Source organism: Aporhodopirellula aestuarii, from assembly GCF_023701485.1.
Lineage (GTDB): Bacteria > Planctomycetota > Planctomycetia > Pirellulales > Pirellulaceae > Rhodopirellula > Rhodopirellula aestuarii.
Genome location: NZ_JAMQBK010000029.1, coordinates 113,876 through 129,718, shown reverse-complemented (window position 1 = coordinate 129,718; position 15,843 = coordinate 113,876). Strand labels below are relative to the sequence as shown.

Below are 15,843 nucleotides of genomic sequence, written 5' to 3'. Positions count from 1 at the left end.
CTGGGCTGGTCATCGATACAGAGTTTCTTGATGAATGTAGGCTTCGACGGCGTGAGGCACTCGAAACCGAATTGATCGAGAATTCAACACTCGCGCTCTTAAATCCCGAGAGCTGATCTCGATTTGCGGCATCGAGATCTCGGCCGCCACGCACTCGTCAATCTTTTTCGGCGATGCGAAGTCCTTCAAAATGCTGTAGTCCGGCGGAGGCATGCCTCCGCGTGCGACCACCGCCAAGGTGCCTAGTTGCAAGATCCGATCCGGATCCTTCCAGCGATCAAACGACGCCAGCGAGTCCGAGCCGATGATGAGAAACAATCGTCGCTGTGGAAACAGCTCTCGTAAATGCTCGAGCGTCATAACGGTATAGCTCACACCGTCTCGATCGAGTTCTTGAGTGTCGATGACGTGCCCGCCCTGCCCCGACAATGCCAATTGCAACATGGCCAATCGCTGAGAGTTGCTGGCGACAGGCCCCGACTGCTTTAGCGGGCTCGTCGCCGCAGGAACCCAGCGGACTTCATCGATCGGCAGCTGCTCCAATGCAGCTTCGGCAATCCACAAATGTCCAACGTGCACCGGATCGAATGAACCGCCATAAACCCCAATCGCATTACTCAACGCCCGCTCCCTGTTTTCACTGGATCTATCGCATGACCGGTTACCGCTTCGGCGAGTGCCACACGACGCGCATGAAACAACTCAGCGGATTGGTGATCGCCACGCTGCGTGTGAACGTACACAAGACGTTCGAGCACTTCGTCCCAGGCCGGGGTTCGATCATGTGCGATTTGCAAATGTTTTGCCGCCTCATCCATGCATGCCACGCTTCCTGTTGAATGAGCTGCCGCGATCGCCAACACACCCAAATAGAAATGAGCTGCCGCACTCGTTTTGTCGTCACGAAGTGCGTCTAGCAAGAAAGCTCTCGCCGATTCCGACTGCCCCGTTTCCAAGCACAATCGGGCAATCTCCAATGCCAATTCGGGGTGTCCGTCAAAAACGCCTCTGGCCGCGTGATAACAACGCACGGCGGAAGCAAGTTCTCCGACATGACCCCATAAAATTCCGATCGCCGCCTCGATCAATCCACGTTGCACATCGAAGACCCCGAGAGCTTCTTTCTCGCACTCCATTGCGTGAATTTGTTGGGCACCAATCTCCAAACCACGTGCCGGAAATTCGCACGCACGCCGCAACAGCTCTCTAGCCTCCGGCGCAAGATTTTCTCGATCGTCTACCGGATGCGACTGCGTTTCCAGAGGACACGCGTCGACGCCAGCAAAGTGGCGAGCCAACTGTTCGGCGATCTCCGAATGTTGCACGGGGGTATATCCGCTATGAACCGAACGCGAGATCGTCACCTCGGTGAAATCCAAATCAAGGCTCATCAGATCAGCGACCACGCTCGCGGGCGACACAGCCACTTCCTCGCTCGGCAGGTCAACAAAATAGTCGATGTCGACATCTACCAGAGAATCTCGAGGCAGTTCCAACAGCGGCAACGCCTCACGATGACACACCGTCAAATCGATACCGAGCAGACTCCCTTCGACCGCGCAAAGGCTGTTATTGACGTCACGACGCACCGTCAAACTCGCGAGATCCGACAACGTGACGCCATCGGTTTGCTGCAATTGTTGAACAGCAGACTCCATGTCAAAGATCGGAATGTACGGCGGCGCAACCCATATCAATCGATCGATAATCCCCAAGCGAGACGCAGCGAAGAGAAAATCTTCAATTCCAAAACCAAATGGGCGAGTCGCACTGGCAGGCTGATCAGGGATGAGATGGTGAGGTTTCATCCGAGCAAGAACATTATCTGCGGACTCACACGAGAGCAAGTGAGCGAGACGCCCATCGGAAATGCCCTGCACATCCAAATGAGCGTCAAAACAGATCACCGTTCGACCTCGCAGTCCGCGACCAAACCAATGCGGCAGGACCGCTGCGTGCTCTTCAAAAAGGAACGATCGAACCGAACGGCTCACGGCGATTCCGCGGGATCTTCTGCAGCCGCTTCATCGGAAAACGTAAACGTCAACAGTTCGCTCTGAATCGTTGCGATAATCTGATCTCGGTGCGGCAATAACTTCACATGGGTTTCGATGCGATTGTTACGACTGCCGATGTTCTTTCCTAGCAATTCATAGAGCACGTGGCCGTCTTCAATGTCGAGCCCCCAAACATCGAGTTCGCGGCGGCGTGATGCGGTACTCTCGAAGTGTGAATGTCCGCGCACAAGCAGTAGCATGGGGGTCAACCATGGTTGGTAAGTGGTCACACCGCGGGGCTCGTCAAACGGCACCGACCAAGCCAATCGGGCTTGGGTTGTCGCGGTGTCCTGCTGCGTCGCTGCGGCTTCATCTCCCTCGCCCTCACCCTCGTCTTGCTCGCTTTCTTCCATGTCAGACGCGGTGGCTTCAGCTTCGGCTACAAAGTCATCTTCGCTCGCGTCCTGCCACTCAATGCAGTGCACACTGGTCGCACCCTGCACCGACAAACCGCTGGCGACCGTCACCGTACTCGTCGTACTCACGGTTGGCTGTGGCAACCGACATCGCGGCATCAGCAAGAAACGATCCTTGACCTGAACAACCGACAATCCGAATAGATTCGGACGGATCGGCACGGCAACGTCGGCGAGTTCGCGGCCCGACAAAACGTCCCAGATCGTGGTCCGACCGACGTCGTCGAGCAGCACGAAATACCGACCGTTCACAAGTTCCCCGTATGCGGCGCTGCGGGCTTGATCGGTCAGGTTCACGGGCGATGCGACCCGGCTTTGCACCCGCTCCATCGACACACAATTGACGATCTCGACCATATGAGGATCGTACAAATCGACCACCCCTTCGGCGTCGTCATATTTCGACACCAACAACGCATGGCTCCCCAACGTCGCGATCACCGAATCGATCGGCATCTTCTTGGACTCTAGCAGGCTGCCATCGAACCAATCGAAGTATGCGACCGCATCGGCACGCTCACTGAGCACGCCGACCCGGCCATCACCGACGACCACTCCGCTGCCCGGCAATCCGGTCCGACTCCGCCATAGTTGTTCTCCGGTAACGCAGTGGTAACAAACCAGGTCTTCGCCTTGCAGCAAAAACAGTCGGTCACCAAGCACGGGGCCGAGACGCAATTGGGCATCGTCCGCATTCGCGGTCGGTGAATTGGAAACGTAGCGATAAACTTGATCACCAAACTTGGATGTTTCGCTGCGTCGTTTGGCCACCGGTTGCCCGTCGGGATGCAGACTTTGTCTCCACCGCACAATTTCATTCACACCACCGGCCGACACCCGGAATAGATCGATGGCGATCAATTCCGATGGCGTCAAGACGAGCATCAACCCACCGCTGATGGTGACTTCCTTATCACTCGAATTGCGATTACTCAGTCCTTCCACCGGCACCGGTCGTGGGATTCCGTCATGATCCAAAAGCGCGAGCGGATTATTGTCACTGATCGCCTGCCACCCCAACATTCGCCGCCCCATCAACCGAGTCGTGCGAGCGTAGCGGCGGTCCGAGACGAGTGGCTGTGTTTGCGGTAGTCGACTCGACTGCCATTGCAAATCCACCTCACGCGGCCACATTTCAGGTGGGATCCGCCCGACCCCTCGCACATGAAACTCGTCAAGTATCGTGGCAATTTCCGCGACCGTCTCCGGTGTAGCGTCCGGTTCTTGGATCCGCGACTGCAGAACTTCACCGACATGTCGTCGATCCTCGCTCCACCCGGTCAAGCTGTAAACTTGAGCGAGCGACAACAGACGAGATGTGTTGAGCATTTCTGTCGCTTCATCCGACGGCAAACGGATTCCCCACGTCAACCGCTCCGTCGCCAGAGCATCGCCGAGGCTTTGATATTGCTTGAGCAGATTTTGCTGCAACGGTTCCACCGCAGATGCCAGCGGCGAAAAATGCTCCACGATTTGATCCAGCGTCATGCGGTTGGGTCGCATGCGAGTGGACAGATGCGATAGGAGTTTCTCGCTAATCGCGTCGCGAGTTGCTTCATCCGCCGCGTCTGAGATTTCCGCAACGCGAGCGGTGACCCAGGCCGACAAGGTGAATTGCCGTGCTTCGTTTGGGAAAATCAACGCCTGCTGAGTTGCGATGGTGGGCCGCTCAATCATCAGAGCAGACAACTCGAGCAATAAATCGAATCCGACCAGCAAATCATCCTGAGAAACGCCGTTGCCCCCTTCTCCGGACCGCAATTGACGCAAAATCTGCAGCACGAATAACTCGGCCTGTTGTTCGGGGCGATCGATCAATTGCCGCAGCGTGTCCAAATCGGCTTGCGAGATTTCGTGTTGCTCACGAAGGCTGCTGAGCATGGCCTCGACGGATAGCGAGATCACGTCGTCATTGTCTGGATCGAGTTCACGTGCCTTGCCGAGCAACGTGAGGGCTTCCGCTCGACGGTTGTCTTCTAACAAAAGTTCAGCTTTGTGAACGATCGCAAACAGGTCCTCAGGATCCGCCTCGAGCAAGCGGTCCACCTGCGGTCGCAACGACTCTTCACCATATGCGACCGACGTCGTCGTCGTCGCCTGAGAAATAATATCGCCTTCCACGGCGACTAAGTTCCCGAGCGGATACCGCACGTTCCTTCGCGACAGGACACGTCCCGATGCCAGTGCGATTTCGATCAACTCGTCGCTCGTCGTCGGCAAGAAATAACTCGTTTCGCCAAACACGCCACGTCCCGCGACTCTTTGGCCGGGACGCATCATATCGACCGGCGTCGCCCACGTTTCCGTCCCAGTATTCACGTCGTAGGCCATCACGCGATCCGCTCGAACGATGATGTATTGGTCGAAACGGATCCCCGCGAGATAAAGATTCTTGCCTCGCGGTTGGGGGTGGAATCGATTCTCGCCGGTAACCGCATCCACGACGATCATGCGGTCGGACTCGACCGGCGTGAGCGCGACATTCGTCCCATCACCGATGGCGACCGACGTCATCCATCGCTGGCTGAGCTGGTTCATCGACATGTCCGCCGGCTGTCGGAACGCGTTGTTTGTGAAGCTAGCATTGCGGGGATGACGATTAACCCAACGCAATGTCTGGTCGATCAGATCAATCGCGATCGTGACCCCCGCCCCGGTCGGACAAATCAGGAGTCCTTCATGATAGGTCGGCATCGCGCCAGCGACGCGTCTGACCGGGTCGGTGGTGATTCCACTCGATTCGATCGAGACCAAAACTTGCCGCCACAGCTCGGAACCGTCCTGTGGATCCAAACAGACCAACACGATTTCACCGGCCATCTCGGCCATCACGTACAACCGCCCGCGAAATGGCAACGGAGGTCCCAAAAAGAACGCCTCGGAAAAACGTGAAGGCGTTGTCTCATCGGAGCCGAGCCGCCACAGCAACTTGCCTTCAGTCGCCAAGTCGAGCGCAACGAGCGTGTTCTTGCTCGCTTTGACCGATCGCATTCCGCGCATTCCAAACGGATTGAAACGCTCCACCTCGACCAATCGCAAATCATCGATCATGTAGACCCGCTCCCCATCGCTGGAGATCTGGCCGTAGGGAACATCGTTCCAAACTCGCTGCACCAAAATATCTTTCGGGTCCTCTTCGCCCCGGCGGCCACGGGAATCCTCGTCATCCGAAGTCGGGATCGCTTCAGGTGGGGCGAACCAAGGGTACTGCCACACGCGTTTTCCCGTGCGGTAATCCACCCCGAGTAATCGCTCGGTGGTTCGCATCAGCAATTGATCGCCCACCCGCAACGGCATCCATGACGGCGGTGGCAATTGACCGGTCGCTTTGAGCTGCGCCGTTTCGGATTCAAGAAGTCGTTCCTGTCTCGGACTTCCAGACGACTCGACTTTCCATCGCGCATTGCTCAGCGGCATCTGACCATCGGAGTTATCACTGCGGCTAGGACGCCCGCCCAAATAGGCGTAGTCGACCGACGTCGGATCAATCGTGAACGCCATCGACGAAAAACGCGAACGGACTGCAGATTCCCAGGCCGCCTCGTCAAAATCGTTTCCCTGAACCGCAGCCGACCAATCTGCCGGGACGCGAATGGGTTTCGGCAAGGAGCGGCCCGCCATCCAACACGCACCGGCGTGCAACCAAATCACTTCATCGCCGAGTTGCGAAGTCGCCCGCGGTAAATCAACCACATCATCGAGCAACAAAGACACTGCCAACGGATTGCCGAGCAACCACTCTCTCATCGCGAGCAAATATGAGGCCCGATAACCAGCCTTCGTATGAAAGAACTCTCGGCGAACTTGTTCGACCGCCTCCCAATCACGAGTCGGTTGAGCATCTTGCAGGAGCTTTGCCGCTAGCGGCCCATAACGGAGTTCATAAATCTCAAACGCCTGATCCGGCAGCCTTCCGATCATGTCACGGACCTGACGAAGAATCGTGGCAGCGCCTTCGGAGTCGAGAACATCGTCTTCGTCATCAAGCAATCGCTCGATGCGTTGCTCGATCATCCTGTTTCGCAGTTCCTCGCTCGATGGAGACGTTCGCACGAAATAGTCTTGGGTAATCTCACCGGAGTTCCCGTTGAACGTGCGACGGAGCAGATCACCCAAACGCACGACCGCGTCGCTATAGCGTTCTTGCTCTAAGGCTTCTTTAGCTTCGCGAATCTGCTGACGCACGCTCCGGGGTGCCGGCAACAGCTCCGAGGTCGCCGTGTCCAACGACGTCTGCATCAGCCCTTGGGCGTTGCAGATGTTTGCGTCGGTCAGAAAAGTACCCCATGCCTGAATCACCAGGGCAACCAGCAGCGTTGGCACTGTCAAATTCACAGAACGTTTCACATCAATGCCTTTAGACAACAATCAGCGTTTCGGATCAGAAATGTTTTTAATTGTAAGGTTTGTTCGTGAGCAAAAAGCGAAAGAACAACGCATTTTTAAAGCTCTCGGTCGTCAGTCCACCACGTGCGTGCGGTGCCCATCAAGCTCCATCGGGGAAGTCCACGCGACATCAAAAGAGACTCGCTGGATCGGCACGCAATAGCTTGCGAAGGGCGAGCAACCCGCTGATCAGACACATCGATGTCGTTAGCCCCAAGACCAGCAAACAGCGCATCACCGTTAGACGCATCGGCAATCCCGAAAAATATTCAAGCGCCAGGAACAGCCCCCATGCCACCAAGACCGCCGGAACAAAACCAAATAGCGACAAGAAAACGGACTGCCGCACCACCAGCCCGATGAAGAAACGGTTCGGGTAACCCATCGCCTTCAAGGTGGCAAACTCCGGCATCGCATCCTGCAAACTGGTGAACAGGATCTGATAACAAATGATCACTCCAACGACGAAGCCCATCACAGTGCCGATCGAAAAGATCTTCCCAACCGGTGTTTGCTCTTTCCAAAAATTGGTTTCTTTTTGCTTTAATTCGGCGCGACTGAGCACCGTCCAGAGTTTTGGAGCGAGACTCGTTAGACGAGCGGCAACCTCCTTCGGGTCGTCTCCCTCGCGAACGCGGATCATCCCCACGTCGACGACTTCGAGCGGCTGCCATCCACCGCGAACAGGAAAATACTCCGCAAATTCACTTTCGCGCATCAGCAACGTGCCCTCGTTGGCAAAATCGGTGCCGATCGTGATGCTGCCGACCAAATGAATCCGCTTGCCGGCTAACTCAACGACCTGCGGGACCGGCTCGCCGTCCTGCAGATTAAAACCGTACTCGCGTCGTGTCTTGCGATCGATCAACGCCGCCCCGGGAGGTTGCAGCTTTTGGCGTAATTCACTGAGCCCCGGAATCGATAACCACCCCGGTTGCGATGGTACCGACACCACGCGAATCGGCCGCGCCTTCTGCCCTGCCACACGAACCCGCGCCAGTAACCGCTCAATCAGCAGTGGTTCAGCCGCTAACACCGATGGGTCCGACAATGCCCGGCGTAGCAAGTCGCGAGGAAAACGCTGATTGACCGGCAACATGTATCGAGCCTTGCTGACGGCAACCAAATCACAATCCATCAGCTCGATCAATTGCACCGGGCTGTCGAGCAACGCGTTGCGAAATCCGTTTTGCGTGAACATCAAAACGGCGGCAAAGCCGACGCCGGCTGAGGCCAAGAACAGTCGCCGCGGTTCGTTAACGAGGTTTTTCCAAGCCAGCGGCGTTCGTCTCATGAACGATCCCCGGCGGCACGTGACTTCTTCGTCAATTTCGATCGCTTCTCTTTATCGTACGATTGGTTGCTTTTGGACTCCCCGCCGTCCGCATTTTCAGTGGACGATTTGGCGAATTTCGGAGGTCGTGTCGACGACGTTTGCACGTTCGGTTCCTTGTTTTCCTCCCGCGTTTTGTCCAAAACGGAAATGATCCTCAAAAAATCCTTCGCATCGGAAAACTCACGATAAACACTCGCGAAGCGAATGTAAGCCACTTCGTCCACGGTCGCGAGAAATCGGAGGACGACCTCCCCAATCTTCTCCGCTGGGATTTCGAAATCAAACTCCGAATAGATGGCCGCCTCAATGCTCTGGACCGTGGCTTCAATCTTTTCGCTCGGCACGGATCGCTTGGAACAGGCCCGCTCGATGCCACGCCGGATTTTCTCGCGGTCAAAAGGCTCCCGCGTTTCATCACTTTTAACCACGCGAACATTCAACGCCTCGATGTGCTCCATCGTCACGAAGCGACGTCCGCATTCCTGGCAAACCCGCTTGCGACGCACGCGATAACCGGCCTGCGCCGATCGGGAATCAAGCACTTTGTCGTTATCGGAATGACAAAATGGACAACGCATATCGAAGGTTCAAATCAAAAAAGTGAGCGGCCACGGAGAGATCTCGAGAAAATCCTAGACTCTCACGAGATTCTGAGCCCTGTGTTATATTCCATCGAGCCATATTACCCCATGGCAACCGATGTGTTCCCTGTGACAATTCAATTCCCGGCTCACCCAAACGACGACTCCAGAGTGTGAGCACGGCCGCATTTTGACCTTTTCGCCCCCCCAAGCACCCTACCATGAGCGAATCAGAGCATCCCAACGCTGGCCCCGCAGACGATCAACGCCCCGTGGCGGAATCGGCCGGAACCGCAGGAAAACCGCCGCAGTCCTCGCCCATGCCGTCCGATTCCCGGCCGGACACCGGGCCACCTGCCGGCCAATCGTCGCCGACAGCGAGGGGCACGTCGCCTCGCGACCGATTCGAGCAGGAAATCGCCAATCGACGCGACTCCCTCGACGATCACGAACCCGAACAGACGCTGTGGAGCGGTGGTTACAGCCCCAAAGCCATGGTCGGATGGTGGATTGGGCTAACAATTGTCTCCGTCGGCCTGCTGGTTGGGGCCTTCATGCTCCCCCAACTGTCCATTACCATCGCTCTCGTAATTATTGTAATTCTGTGGCTACTTGTCGCGGCAAATTATGCCCGCATGCGATTGGGGTTTCACTATGAATTGACCAGCCAACGTTTCATTCATAAAACGGGACTGCTCACTCGTCGCACTGACCGAATCGAAGTGATCGATATCGACGACGTCAGTTACGAACAGGGGCCGGTACAGAGACTCTTCGGGGTCGGCACGATCAACATCACCAGTTCGGACCGTTCGGACCCCGAATTACGCCTAATCGGAATCGATAAAGTCAGTGAAGTTGCTGGACTCATCGACGACGTACGGCGGGCAGAACGCCGACGACGAAGCCTCCACATCGAATCCATTTGACGTTTTTTAATTGCTGCGACATTCCAGATGACTGCTTGGTACGTGCAACGCGAACATGAAGAACTCGGGCCGCTGAGACCAGCCGAGTTGCTGACGTTGGTGCGTGACGGTAGCGTTCTGGCGGAAACGAGGGTCCGCAAAGACGACTCCCCGTGGTTCGCCGCCAGCGAAGTGGGCGGGCTATTCGAAGCCGCCCGGCGTCCCACCATTGAACACTTCTGCCCCCATTGCGAGGACGTCCGCGTGAGCGCGCCGCCGTCGACTTGCCCCAAATGCGATCGCATTCTTGCCAAGACGCGACAACGCATCATTGAGCACTCGATCGGCAAACCGAGTGCCGGATTGGTAATGCCGAACGGCCCAGCTGCCTCCGCCCGCCGCTGGCTTCAACGCCGAATCGGCAAAGACCATCCCTCCTAGGCAGCGTGTGTTACCGCCGGCAGGTCGGATTTCGAAACCGACTGCGGGAGCCAATCGACATGCGTTAGCACAGCAAGGCGGATTCGTGTTCTAGCAAGAACCGCTTGCGGTCCAGACCACCGGCGAACCCCGCCAACCCACCGCCACGCGAGATAACGCGGTGACAGGGAACAATGATCGAAATGGGATTGCGAGCTACCGCCGCTCCCACTGCCCGGACCGCAGCCGGTCTTCCGATCCTTTCCGCGATCTCGCTGTAGCTCCACGTTTTTCCTGGCGGGATTGTTTGCAGCTGTCGCCACACTTGAATTTGAAACGCTGTCCCCGCAAAACCACACGGTGTGTCGAACGCAAACCGACTATCATCAAAATAAGCCTGCAATTGTTCGACAATGCCCCTCGCGGTTTCACTCTGCATCCAGTCAGAAACCATCGAATCCTCGCACCAATTTCTGGGTGCGGGATGATGATCGGGGAAGTACAAACCGACACACACGTTGTCGCCATCAGCTTGTTCGCGAACCGTAATCCGCAGCTCACCGACGGGGCTATTCCAAACCGTTTGCACTAATCTCATTTTCAGCGTCTCATAACGTTCAAGATGCCGCGCCCGACAACTCACACACACGTGAGATCGCCAGCTCGTCTGGACAACTCCAAACCAGGAAAAACATGGCTTCGCGGCACCATCTTCCAACACTGTGGTGCTGAACAAACCCCGCACCCTTCGCCGCCATCAAAGCGGCCTGAGTGGACCGTATGACGAGGTCGTTCGCAAGACTGCGGATCTGCATCGCACTGTAAGGCGACTGTCCCTCGGCGGCCGAGAGAAGTTCTCGCTCGAGCTTATCCAACTCCTTTTCGAACGCCGCGGTTGGCCGCAACAGCTCCTCCCGTTGCTGGCAATTCCGTCGCAGGTAACCGATCGCTGATCGTGATAGACCGAGCGACAATGCTGACGTCTGCAATGAACCCGTCCCGCCTGTTGAGCCACCCTGGTTCGTCACCTTTTTTGCCGGGTCGGCCGGCCCCGATACGATCCATTCACTTCCGACCTTCACGCGATTAAATCGCATTTGGTCTGTGCCGCTTCCCGATAAAGCCATCAAATCGGTACCATCACCACAATGGATCCCCGGCAAATCAACCGGCACGGCAAACAAGATTTCTTGGCCGTTATCACAAACCGCACCCACCACCACCACGTCGGCCACACGCACGCCAGTGACCCATGGAGCAGTTCCGTCAAGAACGTACGCCTCGGGTTCAGGCGACCAAGCCTCCAAAGATCCATGCACGGGTTCGGCACGCAAAACCGGCCGGCTCAAATGCTGCCGACTGGTCGCTAAATGACTGATGCCAACCGTTGTGAACTGCTCCCCGCTCAACACGTCTGGCAACACTTGTTCATGCAGTAAACTGTTGTCGCTTCCCACCATGCGGGTAATCGCCGCTACGGATTGGGTCAGCACAAAAGCCGTCGTCAAATCCGCGGACGCAATCGCCATCAGACCTCGCAACCGCTCCGACGGAGTCCAGCCCCATCCGCCCAATTCAATACCACCTTTCGAAACGGGAGCAAACCAACGAAGCACGCCTGCTTGCATACAGTGGTACCACGCACCGGCCGGCCACGTCGCCTCGCTGTTGCTGTGCAGCGCGGCGCGACCAACATCTGCCACAAGTTGCTCGAGTGGACAACCAGCGAAGCTGACTTCGCTAGACATGACGCAGGAATCGATTTCAGATTGGATGGAAGACATCGTAAACAAGACTCTTAAGAATAGGAAAATAAAGCCCTCAATTCAAAGGACGCGAAATCGAATTCGCAATACCGCCCCTTTCGCATGCAATTGGTTCATCCCGTTAGAATGCCTACCAACAACAACCTTCTCGTCCCCTTAATCGACTAAAAACTCCTATGAAAATCACTTCCGACATGACTCTCATACCAGCCAGCTGTCGACTGCTGTTCCTTTGCACAGCATCAATTATCGCATTGCCGTTCAATCATCCACTTCCGGCGGATGAACCAATGCAATCACCAACGATCAACCTCGCCGATCCACCCGCCGATCTCAACATCACCCCGATGCCAATCGAAGTGGTCGAGGCCTATCCCAATCTACGCATCAGTCGCCCGATCATCATGTCAGGTGCAGGTGATGGAAGTGGAAGATTGTTCGTCGCCAGTCAAACTGGCGAAATCTACTCTTTCGATCAAGACGACGCGCAAATTGAAGACCCCGACCTGTTTCTCGATCTAAGCGACCGAGTCACCTACAAAGATCGCGAAAACGAAGAAGGATTCCTCGGGCTGACCTTTCATCCCAAGTTCAAAGAAAACGGTCGCCTGTACGTTTACTACACGACCTCGGCACGACCTCACGTCTCCATCCTCAGCGAATTCCACACCGTTGAGGGATCACAGAATCGTATTGGTGACCCCAACAGCGAACGCGTGTTGATGAAAGTCCAACAACCATTTTGGAATCACAATGGCGGCACCGTCACGTTTGGACCCGATGGCTATTTGTATATCGGACTGGGCGACGGCGGCAAAGCGAATGACCCTTTAAAGTCTGCTCAGGACATGAGCAAAGTGCTCGGATCAATCCTGCGAATCGACGTCGACTCGCGTGACGAAGGAATGCCATACGCAATCCCGCAAGACAACCCGTTGGTCGGTCGATCAAACGTTTGGCCTGAGATCTACGCTTGGGGCGTTCGCAACATTTGGCGGATGGCGTTTGACCCAGCCACAGGTGAACTCTGGGCGGCAGACGTCGGCCAAAACGATTGGGAAGAAATCAACCTGATCCGCAAAGGCGGTAATTATGGATGGAGTCTACGAGAAGGTGCCCACTCCTTTACGCTCGGCGGTGGGAAGGGATCGGGTCCCAACCCAAGACTCATCGAACCTCTGGTCGAATATCCTCATACCGATGACTGGGGAAAATCAGTGACCGGCGGGTTAGTGTACCGTGGAAAGGAAACTCCCGAACTCAACGGCTACTATCTCTACGGTGATTACGTCAGCGGCCGGTTATGGGCCATGAAAATTGACCCCGAATCGAAGAAGGTCATCGAGAACCGCCCGATCGCGTGGCAACAACTCCCCGTCTTCACGTTTGGCGAAACCGAATCGGGTGAAGCGTTGATGAGCACGATGATGGGCGGAGGCAGAATTTATCGATTCGTCGCTAAGAAGAATGATTCGGCACAGCCCTGATGAGCCCAGCCCTGGTGAATCTCATCCGCCGAATCCGAGGATGGTTGTTCGATGACAGAATCCGCATCGCCCCCGATGAGGGGCGATTGCTGAATCTGCAAATCGGACAACGTCTCATCCTGAACGATTCGCTGATGATCGTCGTTGACCGGCAGGACGTGCTAAACTCCGACCAGACCGCGGTGCGTTATTGTCTCGAGACCTACAACGAGAATGACGCATGCTTGCCCGCAGCGCCCGTGGTCATTGATTCGCCGCTAACGAGCGATGATCAGCCTAACAAGGTGAAGATCGAACCAGACGTGGACGGGCACCGCGTCTGGATGGAATGCTCCCTGTGATCCCATCCCTCCAAACGGTCGAGCTATTCCTTTTTGGCTTCGCATCCGTCGTCGACATCGCATTGCTGCTGGTCATTTTCGATCGTGTCAACCGCGAGAACACGGCCGTTTGGCTGAAGTCGTTGGTCGCCAGCACGGCGTTGATACATTCTGGAATCTTCTTCCGGCTCATGATCGATGACGCCAGCACGCTGGCGGCAACCCCAGTCGATCGCGTGCTCGTCGTTCTGATCTGTGTGGGACTGCTCGCTCTCCCTTCGGCGATGTTGCACGCGGCATTGCGACTCAAACAAACAGGCATCCTCGCCAAACCGCCTCTCGATCGACGATACGCATTGCTGTATCTACCGCTGTTGGTTCTTCCGCCGATCACGGTACAGGTTTGGCAATCGCAGGAAGTCGATTTCATATCACTGGTGGGATCCTGGAAGTCAGCATTTCTCATCTGGCTCGTATTCGCTAATTCCGCGTCAATTCTCGGATTTCTAAGGTCACGCGGAAAGTACACCGCCTCAGGTGGCGATCTCTTCTTGAGCCGTTTGTCGTTGATACTGGCGTTCATCACCTTGTCCGCGATCATCTACGTCGCCTTTGCGGTCGACACGGCCTACGAGGCTCCGTGTCGGTTGCTCACCACACTCTCGCCACTCGGTGCTGCTCTTCTCTTTGTATGGCATTCACTGCGTGGCCGACTGCTGCCCCTGATCATGGAACGCACCGTCGGCTATGCCGTGATCTTTGTCGGCATCATGCTGCTACATCGCTTAGCAATCGTTCCGTTGGTCCGGTCGATGGGTGCTAAGACGAATGTGGATTTTTTCTGGATCGAGGGCATGATGATCGCGGCCGTCGTGCTGTGCATTCCAACACTGCGACGCCGTGTCGGCGAGTCCCTTCGGTATCTCTTGAGCACTAACGTGAATCAAGTTCGCGACGAGATGCGTGGCCTAACCCTTCGCCTGGCACAGAATGGATCGAATGACCGAGCCGAGCTGCTGCGTTGGTTCGCCACGGATCTTCGCCGCTGTCTCGACTTGGACTATGTGACCATCACTCTCAACGGCGACGCTGCCATATCAGACGATATAAAGCCTGAAGCAATTGCGATTCGCGCCGATACCGGTTCAACGTCCTCGTCTGAGACTCAATTGACGGATCGACAACGACTCATCCACAACAGCGTATCGGATCATGTTCGCATCGCCGAACGAGGCACGCTGGAGTCACAAAAACTCGAACAAGCATTCACCGAAGAAGATGCCTTGATGGCGGTTCGATTGTCGTTCGGTTCCACCTGCGGATCGGTGGTGTTGGGCAATCGGCTCCGCAACGATCGTTTGACGAGCGATCAAATCGTCGTCCTCGCCCTGGTCATCGACCAATTCGCGGCCACCCTGCACCACCGGCATGAACAAAACATCCTTCAACAAACGCAGCGAAAAGTACTGCATCAAGAAAAGCTATCCGTGCTGGGTTTGCTCTCGGGATCGCTCGCCCATGAGCTTCGGAATCCGCTTTCATCGATTCGCACAATCACCACTCTGGCAATGGAGGATCTCGGCCCCTCACATGAATCCGTCTCGGACTTACGAATGGTGGTCGAAGAAATCGACCGTCTCACGCAAACAACCAACCAACTACTAGACTTCGCCAAACCCGACCAGCAAAGATCCGCTCTGGTTGAGATCGATCCAATCATCAATCGAATCGTTTGCATCCTCCGTCACTTAGCCAAACAATACGGGGTCGAATTGACGATTCAATTAGATTGTCCTGAGATTAAAATCGCATCGACCGAATCGAGTTTTTCGGAAATCGTTTTGAACCTAACCAAGAATGCGATCGAAGCGGCACGCGAAGTAGCAGATGGAAAGGTGACGGTATCCTCAAAAACAGACGAGCAACATCTCGTGGTGGCAGTCTGCGATAATGGCCCTGGGATCCCCGTCGAAAGCGAAACCGAACTGTATCAACCATTTGTCACGGCCAAATCCGACGGCAACGGATTGGGCCTGTTTGTGGTCGCTGAGCGTGTCAAAGAAATCGGTGGGACGATCACCTATCACCCGAACGAGCCTTGCGGTGCCCTGTTTGAACTTCGAGTGCCGATCCATTCGGTCGATTCAACTTCAGAACGATAGACGA

General features: G+C 55.8%; 11 protein-coding genes and 1 pseudogene. 5 read left to right on the top strand and 7 right to left on the bottom strand.

Features of this window, described 5'->3' with window-relative positions; all coding sequences use genetic code 11:
- Nucleotides 1–9: 9 nt before the first annotated feature.
- From nadD to nrdR, 5 genes and pseudogenes are all read right to left on the bottom strand, one after another.
- Nucleotides 10–621 carry a nicotinate (nicotinamide) nucleotide adenylyltransferase gene (gene nadD / locus NB063_RS11100; protein ID WP_250928794.1) on the bottom strand — a complete coding sequence of 204 codons (612 nt, stop codon included), beginning with the start codon at nucleotides 619–621 and terminating at the stop codon, nucleotides 10–12.
- Nucleotides 618–1,994, bottom strand: a complete 1,377-nt coding sequence (locus tag NB063_RS11095; RefSeq protein ID WP_250928793.1) for a tetratricopeptide repeat protein — start codon at nucleotides 1,992–1,994, stop codon at nucleotides 618–620. Before NB063_RS11095 ends, nadD begins: the two co-directional genes overlap by 4 nt.
- Nucleotides 1,991–6,820 (bottom strand): outer membrane protein assembly factor BamB family protein, encoded by a 4,830-nt coding sequence (locus tag NB063_RS11090; protein WP_250928792.1) that lies wholly within the window; start codon nucleotides 6,818–6,820, stop codon nucleotides 1,991–1,993. Before NB063_RS11090 ends, NB063_RS11095 begins: the two co-directional genes overlap by 4 nt.
- A gap of 169 nt (nucleotides 6,821–6,989) precedes the next feature.
- Nucleotides 6,990–8,153 carry an FtsX-like permease family protein gene (locus tag NB063_RS11085; protein ID WP_250928791.1) on the bottom strand — a complete coding sequence of 388 codons (1,164 nt, stop codon included), beginning with the start codon at nucleotides 8,151–8,153 and terminating at the stop codon, nucleotides 6,990–6,992.
- A 164-nt stretch (nucleotides 8,154–8,317) separates the two neighbouring features.
- Nucleotides 8,318–8,773 (bottom strand): annotated as a pseudogene (gene nrdR, locus NB063_RS11080) (transcriptional regulator NrdR); the annotation flags it as partial.
- Between the two features lie 224 nt (nucleotides 8,774–8,997).
- On the opposite strand from nrdR, the gene NB063_RS11075 reads away from it, so the two are divergent.
- Both NB063_RS11075 and NB063_RS11070 read left to right on the top strand, forming a co-directional pair.
- Nucleotides 8,998–9,705, top strand: a complete 708-nt coding sequence (locus NB063_RS11075) for a PH domain-containing protein (protein ID WP_250928790.1) — start codon at nucleotides 8,998–9,000, stop codon at nucleotides 9,703–9,705.
- Nucleotides 9,706–9,732: 27 nt separating this feature from the next.
- Entirely contained in the window at nucleotides 9,733–10,125 is a 393-nt protein-coding gene (locus NB063_RS11070) for a DUF4339 domain-containing protein (RefSeq protein WP_250928789.1), read from the top strand.
- A 64-nt stretch (nucleotides 10,126–10,189) separates the two neighbouring features.
- Here the strand turns inward: NB063_RS11070 and NB063_RS32460 are convergent, their stop codons facing one another.
- Both NB063_RS32460 and NB063_RS11060 read right to left on the bottom strand, forming a co-directional pair.
- Nucleotides 10,190–10,702, bottom strand: a complete 513-nt coding sequence (locus NB063_RS32460; RefSeq protein WP_322975119.1) for a methylated-DNA--[protein]-cysteine S-methyltransferase — start codon at nucleotides 10,700–10,702, stop codon at nucleotides 10,190–10,192.
- Nucleotides 10,703–10,721: 19 nt separating this feature from the next.
- The gene (locus tag NB063_RS11060) at nucleotides 10,722–11,888 is read right to left on the bottom strand and encodes an acyl-CoA dehydrogenase family protein (RefSeq protein ID WP_250928788.1); all 1,167 of its coding nucleotides are present in this window, start codon (nucleotides 11,886–11,888) and stop codon (nucleotides 10,722–10,724) included.
- A 272-nt stretch (nucleotides 11,889–12,160) separates the two neighbouring features.
- On the opposite strand from NB063_RS11060, the gene NB063_RS11055 reads away from it, so the two are divergent.
- The 3 genes from NB063_RS11055 to NB063_RS32455 are packed head-to-tail and all read left to right on the top strand — an operon-like array spanning nucleotide 12,161 to nucleotide 15,839.
- Complete coding sequence (locus NB063_RS11055; protein WP_250928787.1) at nucleotides 12,161–13,357, top strand: PQQ-dependent sugar dehydrogenase; 1,197 nt, start codon at nucleotides 12,161–12,163, stop codon at nucleotides 13,355–13,357.
- Nucleotides 13,357–13,698, top strand: a complete 342-nt coding sequence (locus NB063_RS11050; RefSeq protein ID WP_250928786.1) for a hypothetical protein — start codon at nucleotides 13,357–13,359, stop codon at nucleotides 13,696–13,698. Before NB063_RS11055 ends, NB063_RS11050 begins: the two co-directional genes overlap by 1 nt.
- Nucleotides 13,695–15,839, top strand: a complete 2,145-nt coding sequence (locus NB063_RS32455) for a sensor histidine kinase (RefSeq protein WP_250928785.1) — start codon at nucleotides 13,695–13,697, stop codon at nucleotides 15,837–15,839. Before NB063_RS11050 ends, NB063_RS32455 begins: the two co-directional genes overlap by 4 nt.
- Nucleotides 15,840–15,843 lie beyond the last annotated feature (4 nt).